Annotated in this window: 16 protein-coding genes; 15 read left to right on the top strand and 1 reads right to left on the bottom strand. The window is 42.6% G+C overall.

Annotated elements, in window-relative coordinates:
* Positions 1-55 precede the first annotated feature (55 nt).
* Positions 56-1,354 carry an RNA polymerase factor sigma-54 gene (gene rpoN, locus MKX52_RS15385; protein ID WP_342490980.1) on the top strand — a complete coding sequence of 433 codons (1,299 nt, stop codon included), beginning with the start codon at positions 56-58 and terminating at the stop codon, positions 1,352-1,354.
* Between the two features lie 171 nt (positions 1,355-1,525).
* Positions 1,526-2,263, top strand: a complete 738-nt coding sequence (locus tag MKX52_RS15380) for a FadR/GntR family transcriptional regulator (RefSeq protein WP_119125390.1) — start codon at positions 1,526-1,528, stop codon at positions 2,261-2,263.
* A 27-nt stretch (positions 2,264-2,290) separates the two neighbouring features.
* Here the strand turns inward: MKX52_RS15380 and MKX52_RS15375 are convergent, their stop codons facing one another.
* The gene (locus MKX52_RS15375) at positions 2,291-3,733 is read right to left on the bottom strand and encodes a sigma 54-interacting transcriptional regulator (protein WP_342490979.1); all 1,443 of its coding nucleotides are present in this window, start codon (positions 3,731-3,733) and stop codon (positions 2,291-2,293) included.
* 209 nt (positions 3,734-3,942) lie between these two features.
* Between MKX52_RS15375 and MKX52_RS15370 the strand changes: the two genes are divergently transcribed.
* The 13 genes from MKX52_RS15370 (at position 3,943) to MKX52_RS15310 (ending at position 17,454) form a co-directional block, all read left to right on the top strand.
* Positions 3,943-5,136 carry an ornithine--oxo-acid transaminase gene (locus MKX52_RS15370; protein ID WP_144457057.1) on the top strand — a complete coding sequence of 398 codons (1,194 nt, stop codon included), beginning with the start codon at positions 3,943-3,945 and terminating at the stop codon, positions 5,134-5,136.
* 106 nt (positions 5,137-5,242) lie between these two features.
* Positions 5,243-6,658: an amino acid permease gene (locus MKX52_RS15365; protein ID WP_342490978.1), complete on the top strand. Its 1,416-nt coding sequence runs from the start codon at positions 5,243-5,245 to the stop codon at positions 6,656-6,658.
* A gap of 313 nt (positions 6,659-6,971) precedes the next feature.
* On the top strand, positions 6,972-8,009 hold the full coding sequence (locus MKX52_RS15360) for a sugar-binding transcriptional regulator (RefSeq protein WP_012011305.1): 1,038 nt from the start codon (positions 6,972-6,974) through the stop codon (positions 8,007-8,009).
* Between the two features lie 31 nt (positions 8,010-8,040).
* The gene (gap, locus tag MKX52_RS15355; RefSeq protein WP_012011304.1) at positions 8,041-9,048 is read left to right on the top strand and encodes a type I glyceraldehyde-3-phosphate dehydrogenase; all 1,008 of its coding nucleotides are present in this window, start codon (positions 8,041-8,043) and stop codon (positions 9,046-9,048) included.
* A 213-nt stretch (positions 9,049-9,261) separates the two neighbouring features.
* Entirely contained in the window at positions 9,262-10,446 is a 1,185-nt protein-coding gene (locus MKX52_RS15350; protein ID WP_012011303.1) for a phosphoglycerate kinase, read from the top strand.
* 30 nt (positions 10,447-10,476) lie between these two features.
* Positions 10,477-11,238, top strand: coding sequence for a triose-phosphate isomerase (tpiA, locus tag MKX52_RS15345; protein WP_119125386.1), 762 nt, complete (start codon positions 10,477-10,479; stop codon positions 11,236-11,238).
* Positions 11,231-12,766, top strand: coding sequence for a 2,3-bisphosphoglycerate-independent phosphoglycerate mutase (gene gpmI / locus MKX52_RS15340; RefSeq protein ID WP_012011301.1), 1,536 nt, complete (start codon positions 11,231-11,233; stop codon positions 12,764-12,766). The genes tpiA and gpmI overlap by 8 nt, the downstream gene beginning before the upstream one ends.
* A gap of 29 nt (positions 12,767-12,795) precedes the next feature.
* On the top strand, positions 12,796-14,088 hold the full coding sequence (eno, locus tag MKX52_RS15335) for a phosphopyruvate hydratase (RefSeq protein WP_012011300.1): 1,293 nt from the start codon (positions 12,796-12,798) through the stop codon (positions 14,086-14,088).
* A 258-nt stretch (positions 14,089-14,346) separates the two neighbouring features.
* On the top strand, positions 14,347-14,616 hold the full coding sequence (locus tag MKX52_RS15330) for a hypothetical protein (RefSeq protein ID WP_012011299.1): 270 nt from the start codon (positions 14,347-14,349) through the stop codon (positions 14,614-14,616).
* 58 nt (positions 14,617-14,674) lie between these two features.
* Positions 14,675-15,442, top strand: a complete 768-nt coding sequence (locus MKX52_RS15325; protein ID WP_342490977.1) for an ABC transporter ATP-binding protein — start codon at positions 14,675-14,677, stop codon at positions 15,440-15,442.
* Complete coding sequence (locus MKX52_RS15320; RefSeq protein WP_342490976.1) at positions 15,414-16,811, top strand: hypothetical protein; 1,398 nt, start codon at positions 15,414-15,416, stop codon at positions 16,809-16,811. Before MKX52_RS15325 ends, MKX52_RS15320 begins: the two co-directional genes overlap by 29 nt.
* Positions 16,808-17,176, top strand: coding sequence for a hypothetical protein (locus tag MKX52_RS15315; RefSeq protein WP_342490975.1), 369 nt, complete (start codon positions 16,808-16,810; stop codon positions 17,174-17,176). The genes MKX52_RS15320 and MKX52_RS15315 overlap by 4 nt, the downstream gene beginning before the upstream one ends.
* Positions 17,173-17,454, top strand: a complete 282-nt coding sequence (locus tag MKX52_RS15310) for a hypothetical protein (RefSeq protein WP_119125382.1) — start codon at positions 17,173-17,175, stop codon at positions 17,452-17,454. Before MKX52_RS15315 ends, MKX52_RS15310 begins: the two co-directional genes overlap by 4 nt.
* The last annotated feature ends 5 nt before the right edge of the window (positions 17,455-17,459 follow it).

Below are 17,459 nucleotides of genomic sequence, written 5' to 3'. Positions count from 1 at the left end.
TTCGTATATACGGTCCGTCAATCTTCATGTAAAATGATGAGAGGGAGGGGAGACAATGAGCCTTAATCTGCAACAAGAACAAGTTTTAAAGCAGGTGCTCACACAAGAACTCAGGCAGGCCATTACATTGCTCCAGCTGAATAGCACTGAGCTTGGCGAGTATCTTGACCAGTTAGCGCTTGAGAACCCTCTGATTGAGCGGAAAGACACGGACAGCTATCAACCAGTTTATCATAAAAAATCTCAAGACCGAATGACAGAGCCGTATCGAACGCATCAAAAAGAAAGCCTGCAAATGTATTTAAAGAAACAAGCCATTGATTTAAATCTAAATGAAAAGAATCAAAGGATCTTTCATTTTATGATCGAGTCCATTGATTCCAACGGCTATTTAAATGAACCGGTTGACGAAATGGCAGCTGTCTTAAAGGTGTCAGCTGAAGAAGTAGAAGCCGTCCTTCATCAGCTTCAATCGCTAGAGCCTGCTGGTATTGGGGCGAGATCATTACAAGAATGCATCCTGCTACAGCTAAGAAGAAAAAAGGAACGCTGGTACGAAGCCGAGCTGATCATCGATGAGCACTTTTTTCTCTTTGCAAGAAAAGCCTGGAAGGAAATCGCGGCGAAAACAGGCATTTCCATGAAAACACTACAAGCAGTACAAGATGAGGTGTCGCAGCTTGAACCAAGACCAGGCATCCATTTCTCATACGAAGAAGACCATATGTATATAGAGCCAGATGTGACGATTACTGTCGTGCAGGATCACATTACATTTGAGCTGAATCAGCGCGCTTTCCCAGATGTTGAAATGAATGAAGGATACTTCGCCATGATTCAAGAACGAAAGCGGCATGAAGCCTATGTGTATCTAAAGGAAAAAGAGCAGCAGTACAATTGGCTTGTCCAAGCGCTGAAGCAAAGAAAACAAACGATGACCCATGTCGTTCGTGAGATTATCTTACACCAGACAGATTTTTTCCTTACAGGGAAACATAAAATGAAACCGCTTACGATGAAGCGGATCGCAGATATCTTGCAAGTGCATGAGTCCACAGTCAGCCGAACGGTGAAAGGGAAAATGGTGCAAACCCCTTATGGTCTCATGGAAATGAAACAATTTTTCCAAGCAAAGCTAGAAGGACTCTCGCTGGAAGAGGCATCTAGCTATACAGTCAAGACGTACATCGCAGAGCTGATCCAAACGGAAAATAAGAAAAAACCGTATTCAGATCAGCAAATGATGACGCAGCTACAGCAAACCTTTGGCATCCGAGTGTCGCGCAGAACCATTGCGAAATATCGTGAACAAATGAATCTTCCATCATCTACACTGCGGAAGCGCTATGATTAAAATGAAGTACTTGCCAGAAACATGGCAGGTGCTTTTTTTAGTTTTAAGCGAGGTACGCAGAAGATTTTTTGAAAATTAAATCGGGGAGACGTGTGAACGGAAATTTTGGGGTAAAGTATAAGATAGGGCATGAGCCGATAAGGGTAGACAACAGTGATGAGGTGAGACCAATTGAAATATAAACAAATCAAAACCAAAAAAATATACGAAGAAATTGCGGATGCATTAATCGAATCCATTCGTACTGGTGAGCTTCTTCCGGGAGAAAAATTAGATTCGGTTCAAGCGCTTTCAGAAAGCTTTCAAGTCAGCCGTTCCGCTGTGAGAGAGGCGCTGTCTGCTCTCAAGGCAATCGGATTAATAGAAATGAAACAAGGGGAGGGCACATATGTGAAGCAGTTCGATCCGGAACAGCTCGCATTTTCTTTATCTCCTGCATTTTTAATGAAGCAGCATGATGTCAGACAGCTCCTTGAAGTGAGAACCATTATTGAAACAGGTGCTGTCAAAAAGGCGGCGCTGCTTCGGACGGACGATGACCTTCATCAGCTGCGTGATGCACTCGAACAAATGAAGCAAGCAGAAGCCCGTGAAGAAATTGGTGAAGAGGCAGATCTCACCTTCCATCTTGCATTAGCCAAAGCCTCGAAGAATGACATATTAAAGGTGTTAATGAATCAAGTCTCAACCTTGTTAGTCGAAACGATGCGGGAAACGAGAAAAGTCGTGTTATTCTCAACGAAAGCCTCGATTCGGAAGCTTTACGAAGAACATGAACAAATTTACAAAGCCGTCATGGCCAGGCAGCCAGAAGAAGCAGAGAAAGCGATGCTTACGCATTTGAAAAATGTAGAAACCTTGCTCGGTGATGTGCTACAAAAACCAGCAGAACAGTCAGATACACAATAAGCTGTGCCGAATGATGGCACAGCTCTCTTATTGACGAGAAATATGTAGCTTTTTCATTCGATATTGCAGACTTTGCCTGCTCATGCCCAATAACTTTGCAGTCTGTGAAATATTATCGTCCATTTTTTCTAAGTAATGGACGATGTATTGTTTTTCGAATCGTTCCATTTGGGTTTGAAAATCAGTCGTTTGTTCAGGGCTTGTATAGACAAAGGTGTCAGCAGCTACGGTTTGCTGCAAAGAATTTGTTTGCAATTGCGCGGGAGGATGGCCTTCCATTTGCTTAAATCGAAAATGATAGGGAAGGTGATGCATACTTAATTTGTCTTCATCCATCATCATATTCATCCCCGCCTCAATCACATGCTCCAGTTCTCTTACATTGCCTGGCCAATCATACGCCTGAAAAAGGGCAAGTACCTCTTCATCAGCTGCCTTCACCTTCATTTGAAACAGCTCATTATATTTTTGAATAAAATGATTCACAAACGTAGGAATGTCCTCTTTTCGTTCAGAAAGCGGCGGAATAAATAAGGTGACAATACCGAGACGATAAAATAAATCTTTACGCATGCGTCCACCTGCGATGGCATCCACAGGGTCCTCGTTCATATTGGCAATCACTCTTACATCAACAGCGATTTCCTTTGTGCTGCCAAGCCTTCTCACGCGTTTCTCCTGTAAGACGCGCAGTAGTTTTGCTTGAAGATGAGGATTTAATGAGTTGATCTCATCTAAAAGCAAGGTTCCTCCTTGCGCCTGCTCAAATAAGCCAGGTTGATCAGCTGCTCCCGTAAAAGCCCCTTTTTGTGTACCAAAAAGTAGACTTTCAATCAGATTATCAGGCAGTGCCGCACAATTTTGGGTAATAAATGGTCCAGATGACCGGCTGCTGCCATTATGAATGCTTTGAGCAAACAGTTCTTTCCCAGTCCCTGTTTCGCCAACAATGAGCACATAAGAAGAGGTGCGTGTCGCTCGTTTCGCATGCTCAATCACCTCTAAAAATGCAGGGCTTTGTCCAATAATGGATTCGAAGGTAAAGCGAGTGCTTCCTTTTTTCTTCATATTGTGATGAATCAGTCGTTCCAGCTTGGTGACATCATTCGAAATTTCAACAGCCCCTTGAATGAGACCGTCTCGAACGAGCGGATATGTATGGTTAATCGTTGTAATTTCTTTTCCATTGTAATTATGATACGTCTGCTTGGCATGTACGGTTTGTTTCCCAGTACGCAGCGCTTGGACAAGTGTACTGTGCATTTCATCTTGAAAGGCGAAGAAATCGAGTACATTTTTATGGAGAACATCAGAGCGTTTTAAAGACTCAATCTCCATCATTTTTTTATTATAAACAACCGTATGTCCATTCTCATCAATTGCATGAACACCGACATCAATTAAATCGAGCATTTGTTTATATAAATCAATCTCATTTTCAAGCTTTGCGGTATGCAGATCTTTTTTCACTTGCGCCACCTCCTGACGTTACTTCTATTTTACATGAAAAATTTTGCGGTTTCCTCTAAAAAATTTGGCGTATGCAAAGAAATTTTGCTCAATGAGTGAGATAGATCCTTATGATCAAGCGGTCAGAAAGTTGGCACGATCCTTGCATAACATATGGATGAAGATGTATCCAAATGAAAGAAGCTACCTGATAGAAGGAGGAATAGATGATGACACAGACAAAAGAATTGATTCAACAAACAGAACAATATGGTGCGGCAAACTATCATCCACTGCCAATTGTCATTTCAGAGGCTGAGGGAGTGTGGGTGACAGACCCTGAAGGCAATCGATATATGGATATGCTAAGTGCGTATTCTGCAGTGAACCAAGGACATCGCCACCCCCGCATCATTGAAGCGCTAAAAAAACAGGCAGACCGTGTGACACTCACGTCGAGAGCCTTTCATAATGATCAGCTTGGCCCTTGGTATGAGAAAATTTGCAAACTGACGAATAAAGACATGGCACTCCCAATGAATACAGGTGCTGAGGCTGTAGAAACAGCCATAAAAGCCGCAAGACGCTGGGGCTATGATGTAAAGGGTATCGAAGAGAACCGTGCAGAAATCATTGCGTGTGTTGGCAATTTCCATGGGAGAACGATGACGGCTGTGTCTCTTTCCTCAGAAGCAGAATATCAAAGAGGTTTCGGTCCAATGCTTCCTGGAATTAAGCTGATTCCTTACGGAGATATTGAAGCGTTACGTGAAGCAATCACACCACAGACAGCGGCTTTCCTCATTGAACCGATTCAAGGTGAAGCAGGTATTGTCATGCCGCCAGAAGGATTCTTGAAAGATGCAAAAGCGCTTTGTGAACAAGAACATGTGCTGTTCATTGCAGATGAAATTCAAGTGGGATTAGCACGAACAGGTAAGATGTTTGCTTGTGATTGGGAAGACATTGAGCCAGATATGCTGATTCTTGGGAAGGCTTTAGGCGGCGGAGTATTCCCAATCTCATGTGTCGTAGCAAACCGTGATATTTTAGGTGTGTTTAACCCCGGTTCTCATGGGTCTACTTTTGGTGGAAATCCACTTGCATGTGCGGTGTCGCTTGCTGCACTGGATGTCTTAATCGACGAAAAACTTGCAGCACGCTCTATGGAGCTGGGTGAATACTTCAAAGACAAATTGTCACGCATTCAAAGTCCTATGATCAAAGAAGTGCGTGGACGCGGACTATTTATAGGCATGGAGCTGACAGAGGCAGCTAGACCTTATTGTGAAAAGCTAAAACAAGCAGGTTTGTTATGTAAGGAAACCCATGAAACCGTCATCCGTTTTGCACCACCGCTGACCATTTCAAAAGAAGATTTAGACTGGGCGATTGGTCATATTGAAGCATTGTTTCAAGCTTAAATGGCAAAGGGGGAGGAGGCTTCACTTTCTCCCTTTCTTTTTCAACAAACAGCGAATTTTGTCAAAGGATGCTGAATAGAAGAGAGAAAGTGGGGAAGTGGATTTGATGCAAGAACAGCATAATGAATTAGAGCGTTCCATGAAAAGCAGACATCTCTTTATGATTGCCCTAGGCGGCGTCATCGGTACGGGTCTTTTCCTTGGATCAGGACTGATTATCCATCAGGCAGGACCAGGGGGAGCCATTCTATCGTTTATCATTGGCGGATTTTTAATGTATTTGGTCATGCTGTGTCTTGGAGAATTAGCAGTGGCGATGCCGACAGCCGGTTCCTTTCAGGAATATGCAACCAAATATATTGGCCCGTCCACAGGTTTTATGATTGGCTGGCTGTATTGGTTTAGCTGGGCGTGTACAATTGGTCTGGAGTTTACATCAGCAGGCATATTGCTCCAAAGGTGGTTTCCAGATATCCCGGTTTGGCTTTGGTGTCTAGCATTTAGCGTCATATTATTTGCCGTGAATGCCATCTCTGCTCGCAGCTTCGCTGAAACGGAGTTTTGGTTTTCAGCCATTAAGGTTGCGGCCATCCTATTGTTTATTATCATCGGAATTGGCGCAATTTTCGGAATGATTCATTTGAAAGGCGGAGAACCAGCCCCTTTATTTCATCATTTGACGGATCATGGCGGACTATTTCCTAATGGTGTTTTTGCTATTTTATTAACCATGGTCACGGTCAATTTCTCCTTTCAAGGAACGGAACTTGTAGGGATCGCAGCAGGGGAGAGTGAAAGCCCTGAAAAAACATTGCCTCGATCAATACGAAACATTATTTGGAGAACAATGGTCTTTTTCGTTTTATCCATTGCGGTTCTAGCCGCACTTCTTCCATGGCAGACAGCAGGCGCTGTCGACAGTCCGTTTGTGGTCGTGCTGGACAAGGTCGGCATCCCATATGCTGCAGATATCATGAATTTTATTATCATCACAGCGGTCTTATCTGTAGCAAACTCTGGATTGTATGCATCATCACGTATGCTCTGGTCACTTTCAAAGGACGGAAAAGGCCCCGGCTTTACGAAAAAACTGTCCAAGCGTAAAATCCCGATCAATGCATTATTGGTGACAATGGGTGTATCTGCTCTATCTCTGCTTACAAGTGTCGTGGCACCAAAAACGGTGTATGTGTGGCTTATTTCAATTTCTGGAATGGTTCTTGTTGTCGTGTGGATGTCCATTTGTTTGTCTCAATATTTCTTTAGAAAACAATTCATAAAAGACGGTGGAGATGTAAAGGATCTCGTCTTCCGTACACCGCTCTATCCATTTGTCCCACTAGCAGGCTTCATCGCCTTTGGCATCGTGCTTATCAGCTTATTCTTTATTGAGGATCAGCGAATTGGCCTTTATTGCGGCGTACCGTTTATGGCCGCCTGCTACATCATTTATAATCTCAAAATCAAACCGAAGGAAGAGGCAAAGCGTTTCGCCGAAGAGGAAGGAATTCCAAAAACATAAAAGACCGACTATATAAAAAATGTGCATGCGGACCTCATACGCATGCACACTTTCATGGATGAATTCATTCAATATAGAAGAAAATAAAATATTTTGAAAAGAAATATCATAGCAAGAACCTTGATGACAAGCAGGTTATCGGTGAAAATGTGTCTATTTTTTGTCTAAATGTGTTTGTAGGAGTTGAAAATGCAAGATTATCCTGTTAAAATAATTAAAGAAAGCAGGGATTGATTTTTTTTGGCTGTGGCGGGACGTTTTTTGTCACAGTGGGACGTTTTTAGTCCAACGTGAAAAGAAAGGGTCGTTAGCCATGAATCGTTTATTGGAAGCTCAAAAAAAATTATTGCCAGATCTTCTCACAGTTATGCAAAAACGCTACGACATTTTGCAATACATCAGGTTAGCTGAACCAATCGGTCGCAGAAGCCTTGCGACGAGTCTAGGTCTCAGTGAACGCATCTTAAGAGCTGAAGTTCAGTTTTTAAAAGAGCAAAATCTGCTGGATGTCAAAACGAGCGGCATGATGCTGACGAGTGAAGGTCACGCTTTGCTTGAAATGCTTGAAGGAATGATGAAGGACGTTTTAGGTTTAACCTTTTTGGAAAATACATTAAAGAGGAAGTTAGGCCTAGAAGAAGTCATGATCGTTTCTGGTGACAGTGATGAATCCCCGTGGGTGAAGCAAGAGATGGGAAGAGCTGCTGTGCAATGTATGAAAAAAAGGTTTACTGGAAATAATATCGTCGCCGTCACTGGCGGAACGACGATGGAAGCCGTTGCCGAAATGATGACCCCTGATGCTAAAAACAGAGACATGATGTTTGTCCCTGCAAGAGGCGGTCTTGGGGAGAATGTAAAAAATCAGGCAAACACCATTTGTGCCCACATGGCTGAAAAAGCTTCCGGTACTTACAAACTGCTGTTTGTTCCAGGACAGTTGTCAGAAGGTGCTTACTCTTCCATTATCGAAGAGCCGTCCGTCAAAGAAGTGCTTCAAACGATTAAATCATCCACGATGCTCATTCATGGAATCGGTGAAGCAAAAACAATGGCGATGAGACGAAACACACCAGCTGAAGATTTAAAAAAGATTGATGAGCATGACGCAGTGACAGAGGCCTTTGGCTATTACTTTAACCGTGATGGTGAGGTCGTCCACAAAGTGCACTCCGTCGGCATGCAGCTAGATGATTTAGAAAGCATTCCACACATCATTGCTGTTGCAGGTGGATCATCAAAGGCAGGGGCCATTGAAGCTTATTTCAAAAAACCCCGCCGAACGGTTCTCGTCACAGACGAAGGAGCCGCAAAAGAGTTATTAAGGGAGTCAATTGATCCCTCAATATAAAACATTGTGACCTATAAAAGGAGGAAACATCATGGCAGTAAAAGTCGGTATTAACGGATTTGGACGTATTGGACGTAACGTATTTCGTGCAGCATTAAACAATCCTGAAGTTGAGGTAGTAGCGGTTAACGATCTAACAGACGCTAACATGCTTGCACACCTTTTACAATATGACTCTGTTCACGGAAAACTAGATGCAGAGGTTTCTGTAGATGGTACGAACTTAGTAGTGAACGGTAAAACAATCGAAGTATCAGCTGAGCGTGACCCTGCGAAATTAAGCTGGGGTAAACAAGGCGTAGAAATCGTTGTTGAATCTACTGGATTCTTCACAAAACGTGCAGACGCTGCAAAACACTTAGAAGCTGGTGCTAAAAAAGTCATCATCTCTGCTCCTGCTAACGAAGAAGATATCACAATCGTTATGGGTGTAAACGAAGACAAATACGATGCAGCTAGCCACGATGTCATCTCTAATGCATCTTGTACAACAAACTGCTTAGCTCCATTTGCAAAAGTACTTAACGATAAATTTGGTATTAAACGCGGTATGATGACAACAGTTCACTCATACACAAATGACCAACAAATTCTTGATCTTCCGCACAAAGACTACCGTCGTGCTCGTGCAGCTGCGGAAAACATCATCCCAACTTCTACAGGTGCTGCAAAAGCTGTTTCACTTGTATTGCCTGAACTTAAAGGTAAATTAAACGGTGGCGCTATGCGTGTTCCAACACCTAACGTTTCTTTAGTTGACCTTGTAGCTGAATTAAACCAAGATGTAACGGCTGAAGATGTAAATGCAGCACTTAAAGAAGCAGCTGAAGGAGAACTTAATGGAATCCTTGGCTACAGCGAAGAGCCATTAGTATCTGGTGACTATAATGGTAATGCAAACTCTTCAACAATCGATGCTCTTTCTACAATGGTAATGGAAGGCAGCATGGTGAAAGTCATTTCTTGGTACGATAACGAGAGTGGATATTCTCACCGCGTTGTTGACCTTGCAGCTTACATTGCAAAACAAGGTCTTTAATTTGTCACACTGAAGGAACTCACTTGGTTCTTTCCTAGAGACACGATATAATGAAGACGGACAAGGGAAGGGGAAGCATCCCTTTCCCTTTTTCTCTGTTTTTATCCGTTCTGCACGATTTCTCGTTTTGATGAGGGCAAAATGGGAAAAGGATAAAGAGAGACTTGTCCAATGCGTAAGGAAACCAGAATAAAGGAGGATCTCCTGACGAGCATGAATAAGAAATCAGTAAAAGACATTGACGTAAAAGGTAAAGTTGTGTTCTGCCGCGTAGATTTTAACGTTCCAATGAAAGACGGAAAAGTGACGGATGATACTCGTATTCGCGCAGCATTACCAACGATTGAGTATTTAACAGGACAAGGCGCAAAGGTACTACTAGCTAGTCATTTGGGTCGTCCGAAGGGTCAAGTTACTGAAGAATTGCGTCTGACACCTGTAGCGAAACGTCTGCAAGAGCTTCTTGGACAAGAAGTGAAAAAAGCGGATGAAGCTTACGGCGACAACGTGAAAAAGCAAATCTCTGACTTAAAAGATGGAGATGTGCTAGTGCTTGAAAACGTTCGTTTCTATCCTGGTGAAGAAAAGAACGATCCTGAACTATCAAAAGCATTTGCTGATTTAGCTGATGTGTATGTCAATGATGCGTTCGGTGCTGCACACCGTGCACATGCATCCACTGCTGGAATTGCAGCATATCTTCCGGCTGTTTCGGGCTTCCTCATGCAAAAAGAGCTTGAGGTTCTAGGAAAAGCCATTTCAAACCCTGATCGCCCATTTACAGCGATTATTGGTGGCGCAAAAGTAAAGGATAAAATCGGTGTGATTGAAAGTCTTCTTGATAAAGTGGACAACCTCATCATCGGCGGCGGACTTGCTTATACATTTGTAAAAGCACTTGGCCACGAAGTAGGGAAATCTCTATTAGAAGAAGACAAAGTAGATTTAGCGAAATCCTTTATGGACCGTGCAAAAGAAAAAGGCGTGAACTTCCTGATTCCAACAGATGTTCTGGTAGCCGACGACTTTTCAAATGATGCGAATACAAGCATTGTGCCAATCTCTGAAATTCCAAGTGATCTAGAAGCACTTGATATTGGAACAGAGACAAGAGAGAAGTATGCTGATGTCATTAAAAACAGCAAACTTGTTGTTTGGAACGGACCAATGGGTGTATTTGAAATCGATGCATTCGCTAAAGGAACAAAAGCAATCGCAGAAGCACTGGCAGAAGCAAAAGATACATATTCTGTCATTGGCGGTGGAGATTCAGCAGCAGCTGTTGAGAAATTTGGTCTTGCCGATCAGATGAGCCATATTTCTACAGGCGGCGGCGCTTCACTTGAATTTATGGAAGGCAAAGAGCTTCCAGGTGTTACTGCATTAAACGATAAATAAGACCAAAACTGCTATAAGGAAGTGTCAATCATGAGAAAACCAATTATAGCTGGGAACTGGAAAATGAACAAAACACTTGGCGAAGCGGTTAGCTTCGTTGAAGAAGTCAAGTCATCCATTCCATCTCCTGACAAAGTGGAAGCAATTGTCTGTGCGCCAGCCCTTTTCCTTGAAAAGCTCAACAGCCTTTCTAACGGAACAGACCTTAAAATTGGTGCACAAAACATGCACTTTGAAGAAAACGGTGCATTCACTGGTGAAATCAGCCCTGCTGCACTAAAAGATCTTGGCATCGGCTACTCAGTGATCGGTCATTCAGAGCGCCGGGAGTTCTTTGCTGAAACAGATGAAACAGTGAACAAAAAAGCACATGCTGCATTCAAGCATGGCATCGTTCCAATTATCTGTGTAGGTGAAACGCTTGAAGAGCGTGAAGCTGGCAAAACAAATGAACTTGTTGCTGATCAAGTGAAGAAAGCACTAGCTGGTTTCACAACTCAGCAAGTCGCTGAATCTGTTATCGCATATGAGCCAATTTGGGCTATTGGTACAGGGAAATCTTCTACAGCGAAAGATGCAAACGACGTTTGCGCGCATATCCGTCAAACGGTTGCAAGCGAATATGGTCAAGAAGCGGCAGACAGCCTTCGCATTCAATATGGCGGAAGCGTGAAACCTGCGAATATTAAAGAATATATGGCAGAATCCGATATTGACGGTGCTTTGGTAGGCGGCGCAAGCTTAGAACCTCAGTCTTTCGTTCAATTATTGGAGGAAGGTCAATATGAGTAAGAAACCAGCTGCATTAATCATCTTAGATGGATTCGGTTTAAGAGGCGAAACAGTCGGTAACGCTGTTGCCCAAGCAAAGAAACCGAACTTCGACCGCTACTGGAACGAATTCCCGCATCAAACCTTAACGGCTTCAGGTGAGGCAGTAGGCCTCCCGCAAGGTCAAATGGGGAACTCTGAAGTTGGGCATTTGAACATCGGTGCAGGACGCATTGTGTATCAAAGCTTAACAAGAGTGAATGTTGCCATTCGTGATGGGGAATTTGAGAAAAATGAAACGTTCCTAGAGGCAATGACTTATGCAAAAGAGAATGACAAGGCCCTTCATTTATTCGGTCTTCTGTCAGACGGCGGTGTGCACAGCCACATCCAGCATCTTTTTGCCTTGCTGAAACTAGCGAAAAAAGAAGGCTTAACAAAAGTATACATTCACGGCTTCTTGGACGGACGTGATGTTGGTCAAAAGACAGCTAAAGTGTACTTAAAACAGCTTGAAGAACAAATCAAAGAAATCGGTGTCGGAGAAGTGGCAACACTTTCTGGACGCTATTACTCAATGGACCGTGACAAACGCTGGGATCGTGTGGAGAAAGCATATCGCGCGATGGCGTATGGTGAAGGCCCAAGTTATCAAAACATCTATGATGTCGTTGATGACTCCTATGAAAATGGAATCTACGATGAATTCGTTATTCCATCTGTCATCACGAGAGAAAATGGTGAGCCAGTTGCCAAAGTAAACGACGGCGATTCTGTGATTTTCTATAACTTCCGCCCAGACCGTGCGATCCAAATTTCGAACACTTTCACAAATGAAGATTTCCGCTCGTTTGATCGCGGAGAAGCACATCCGAAGAATTTACACTTCGTCTGCTTCACACACTTCAGTGAAACGGTTGATGGCTATGTTGCCTTCAAACCAGTGAATTTGGATAACACAGTAGGAGAAGTGCTAGCGCAAAATGGATTGAAACAGCTGCGAATTGCTGAAACAGAGAAATATCCTCACGTGACGTTCTTTATGAGCGGTGGACGTGAAGAAGAATTTCCTGGTGAAGACCGTATCTTGATCAATTCTCCAGATGTGGCAACCTATGACCTCAAGCCAGAAATGAGCGCTTATGAAGTAAAGGATGCACTTGTTGCAGACATCAATGCTGACAAGCATGATGCGATCATCTTGAACTTTGCTAACCCGGATATGGTTGGTCATTCAGGTATGCTCGAGCCAACAATCAAAGCCATTGAAGCAGTAGATGAGTGCTTAGGAGCTGTTGTCGACGCAATCCTAGCAAAAGGCGGACATGCCATCATCACGGCAGACCACGGTAACGCAGACGTGCTTATTACCGAAGAAGGAAAGCCGCATACTGCACATACGACAAACCCTGTTCCAGTGATCGTAACGAAAAAAGGGGCAACGCTTAGAGAAGGCGGCATTCTAGCCGATCTATCTCCAACGCTTTTAGACTTACTTGGTGTTGAAAAACCAAAAGAGATGACAGGAACATCATTGATTCAGAAATAACAAATTGACTCAAAAGGAGAGAAATAACGATGCCATACATTGTTGACGTATATGCACGCGAAGTATTAGACTCTCGCGGTAACCCAACAGTTGAAGTAGAAGTTTACACAGAATCTGGCGGCTTTGGCCGTGCACTAGTACCAAGTGGTGCTTCTACAGGTGAATATGAAGCAGTAGAACTACGTGACGGAGACAAAGACCGTTACCTAGGAAAAGGTGTTCTGACAGCTGTAAACAACGTAAATGAAATCATTGCACCAGAGCTTTTAGGCTTTGATGTCACTGAACAAGTAGCGATTGACAAAATGTTAATCGAACTTGATGGAACAGAAAATAAAGGGAAATTAGGCGCAAACGCAATCCTTGGCGTATCTATCGCTGTAGCACGTGCGGCTGCTGATTTCTTACAAATTCCACTTTACCAATACCTTGGTGGATTCAACTCCAAAACGCTTCCAGTACCAATGATGAACATCGTCAATGGCGGAGAGCATGCGGATAACAACGTAGACATTCAAGAATTCATGATTATGCCTGTAGGTGCACCGAACTTCCGTGAAGCACTTCGCATGGGCGCACAAATCTTCCATAGCCTAAAATCTGTATTAAGTGCAAAAGGCTTAAACACAGCTGTAGGTGACGAAGGTGGATTCGCTCCAAACCTTGGTTCTAACGAAGAAGCACTTCAAACAATCGTAGAAGCGATTGAAAAAGCTGGTTTCAAACCAGGTGAAGAAGTGAAACTTGCAATGGATGCTGCATCTTCTGAGTTCTACAACAAAGAAGACGGTAAATATCATTTATCAGGCGAAGGTGTTGTGAAAACATCTGCTGAAATGGTTGACTGGTATGAAGATATGGTATCGAAATACCCAATCATCTCAATCGAAGACGGCCTTGATGAAAACGACTGGGAAGGTCACAAACTATTAACTGAGCGCCTTGGTAGCAAGGTTCAGCTAGTAGGAGATGACTTGTTCGTGACAAACACGAAGAAGCTTTCTGAAGGAATCAAAAACGGCGTTGGTAACTCAATCCTAATCAAAGTAAACCAAATCGGTACATTAACTGAAACATTTGATGCAATCGAAATGGCAAAACGTGCAGGATACACAGCTGTTATCTCTCACCGCTCTGGTGAAACAGAAGATAGCACAATTGCAGACATCGCTGTTGCAACAAACGCTGGACAAATCAAAACAGGTGCTCCGTCTCGTACAGACCGTGTGGCGAAATACAACCAATTACTTCGCATCGAAGATCAATTGGCTGAAACAGCTCAATACCACGGCATTGAAACATTCTATAACTTGAATAAATAATGCCAGCAACGCGCTGCGTTCCGCTCTTATATTAGAGTGGGCGCAGCGTTTTTTTTTGGTTGATAGAGATTCCGCAGCTGTTTCAATAGTCACATCCTATTTTTGTAAAAAATCGTCCTTCAGTCAGAGGGAAAGCGCACAGCTTTACCATTTATAAGCAATAGATCATGAAAAATCGACTAAAAATATGATCTGAAATGAACTTATGTTTTCTGTATGAGGGATGGTATCATTTTACATATATTAGGGGGTGATGAGATGCTGAATCCTTTTAGCCTTCGTTTTCCAGTAGGTGTGTATATGTATGTCCTTCACCTATTGGCGGCTTATGATGAAAGGAAGCAACGAATTCTAACTTCTAAGAACGTACAGAAAAATGCATTTTGGATTTATGTCCTTGCCGCTATTTTAGGTATTGTGACAGTCGCAGCATTGATTTGGGCATGCAAGACCTTTGGAAAAGGCTCTAAATTTTTAGGCGAATTCAAGTTCTTAGGCATGTACGTGAAAATCAAATGCGGTTTTTAACACGGATGAGAACAGATGCAAGGTCATCTGTTCCATCTGAAACAAACGGAGGAATATGATGCTGACATTACAATTACAAGAAAAAACGTATAGCTGCACCTTCTCTCTTCGTCATATACAACTGAACGTGGAGAAAGGCCAGATGATGCTTCTTTTAGGACACAATGGGGCAGGAAAGACAACCATGATCCAAGCTATGTTTGGACTCACGCCATTTACTGGCTACGTTTCCTTACATGGTGAACAGCTGAACCTTCAATCCTCAGCACATATTTCCCTTTTGAAAAAACACGTTTCCTATATTCCTGACGATCATGCGTTGTTCGATTATTTAACACCAAGGGAATACTTTCAATTACTTCAGCTACCACATGAGCAAGATGTTACACGTGAAGAGACATTTACCAATTTGTTTGAGCTGAGTCCGTATATGGATCAACCAATCGCTCAGTTGTCCCATGGCAATCAAAAGAAAACACAGATCATTTCGCAGCTCCTCAGACCGTGTGACTATTATGTGTTCGACGAGCCAACGAACGGACTTGATCCAGATATGATGATCATCTTAAAAAAGGTGCTCATGAAGCTGAGAGATCAAGGCGCTGGCATCCTGATATCAACTCATCATTTGAGCTTTGGTGATACATTATATGATCATCTCATGATCTTAAGAAATGGTGATGTCAAGCTGAATATGTCCCGCCAAGAAACGAAAGAGACATATCCTCATCAGGCACTTGAAGAGATTTATAAAGAAGTAAATCGAGATTACTATATGCAGGTGGAGAGGTTACTCAATGATTTGGACACGACACGTTCTTCATAAAATAGAATGGGGCATGCTGACAACGAAAGGAAAGCAGCTTGGAAAAAAGTATCCTTTGCAGCTTCTCGCAGCCGCCGTTTTTTTCTTGCTCATCTATGCGATATATGTTGTCATCAGCCTGCGCTTTTACATGCAGGTAGGTGAAAGGGAGCCGGCTGCGCTATACACCCAATTTGTCAAAATGTCGCTCTTACTATTAGGAGCAGGGATTGTGTTATCCCGGAATAAACTGAAGCGCCAAGAATATCAATTCTACTTTTTGAACAGTGCGATACAAAGTGTACCATTTGTCCTTTGTGCCTATTTCTTTCCAGTGCTTTTTTGCTTTCTCATGGCTGGACTGCTTTTTTTACCGCTTGTATTAGGTCTTTTGATTACAGGTGTCACCCCAACTCTGTATTGGATCATCGTTGTCTGCATCACATGCGGCATATTGGCACTTTATACGCTCTCTTCATGGATGCTGATGAGGATCGGTATAAGCCGTTTCGTATCAAAAACAAAGGAACATTTACTGCTACAAACGATCGGCTTTGCGGGATTTCAAGTATTTATATTTCTTCTTTTTCAAAAAGCGGTACAGATGATCCATGTATGGCCGGCTGTCTATCTGACGTTGCTGGTGATCCTTCTAAGCGCTGGGTGGCTATGGGTGAAGGGATTAGCAGCTTGCTATGTACATCAAATGTTTATGCAGTTGAAAACAGAGATAAAGTCATTTTCTTATCAGAAAATCAGGATGACCTCTTCCTTTTTGACGCATTTGCGGCAGGAAATGGTCTATTTCATCCGATCAGCCATTTTTAAAGAACAAGGCATTTTGTTCCTCTTTCTCGTTTGTTTGACGGTTGGGCTGCCATTTGTTTTTACACCGGAAGAAACTGGATGGCTATATGGCTTTATTGTGCAGTTTGCGTTAAAGGAAATATTGATCATGCTTCCGCTGATGATTGGCAGAGAATATCATCTCAATCAACGGGCTATCTTTATGTTAAATACATCAAAGGGCGCGTATATATTGTCGAGAATTTTATTTTATTACACAATCAATTTATTCATTTATTTTATGTATATTGGCCTTGCTTATTTGGTGATCGGTATTGAAAGTGAAGGTCATGGCTTGGCGAGTTTGTCCATTTTATTCATGACCGTCATGGCGGCCTGTACGGGGTTTGTCGTGAAAATCAGTGATTTTAATAAACTGTTTGTCATCGTGATGATGATTGCTGTATTCAGCTTCATCGATATGCTTTTATTAGAATGGCTGTCAGCTAATATGTTTCTTCTTGCCACCGCTTATTTATTTGGTTCACTTGCCTTTTTCAGTTGTATATATACTGTGATGGTAAAAAGGCCGATATTGCGATGATCGGGCTGATCCTCAGTTTACTAGTGGTTGTGCTCATTCATGAAATCGGTCATCTGCTGATGATCATGGTGTGTAACAAACTCGAAAAAAGGCAGCTCTTTGATTTTGTGGTAACGATTGATTGGAAGCATGTGGCGATCGTCCATGAGACATTTGCTAGACCGAGCTTTAATCTGATGGTGGCGCTTGCGGGTCCGTTGTTTCCGGTGCTTAGCTCGATTGTGCTTTTTTTATTGTGGAAGCATCCGATGAGTCATCAGCTGCTGTTTTTTTCTTTACTGAACACTGTGATGCTGCATCCAGCTTGCCCAGACGGACAAAATATCACAGCCAGTTTAAAAGAGATGAAGGAGAGAAAGAGATGATTAAAGTATTTCATTCGTTTTCTAGCGGCTTAACACTTGCGATGCTGTATATATTTGCTGTGTTTATGACCCCTGTCTTTTTACTGCTGCTAGAGGTCAATCAAATCGAATCAAGTCCAACGCTGTTTGGCATGCCATTTTATATCATGAAAATTGAAGAGTATCAGTTCAGCTCTGAGGCGACGCTTTTTGGATGCGTAGTCTGCTTTTTAGCTGGCGCTGTGCTTTATTTTTTCATTCAATATGTGATTCATGCTATGAAGAAAAGAAGAGCATAAAAAAA

The organism is Bacillus sp. FSL R5-0422 (assembly GCF_038610765.1).
GTDB classification, from domain to species: Bacteria; Bacillota; Bacilli; order Bacillales; family Bacillaceae; genus Bacillus; species Bacillus pumilus_O.
Note: the sequence above shows the minus strand (reverse complement) of the source record. Positions and strands in the feature narration are given on the sequence as shown.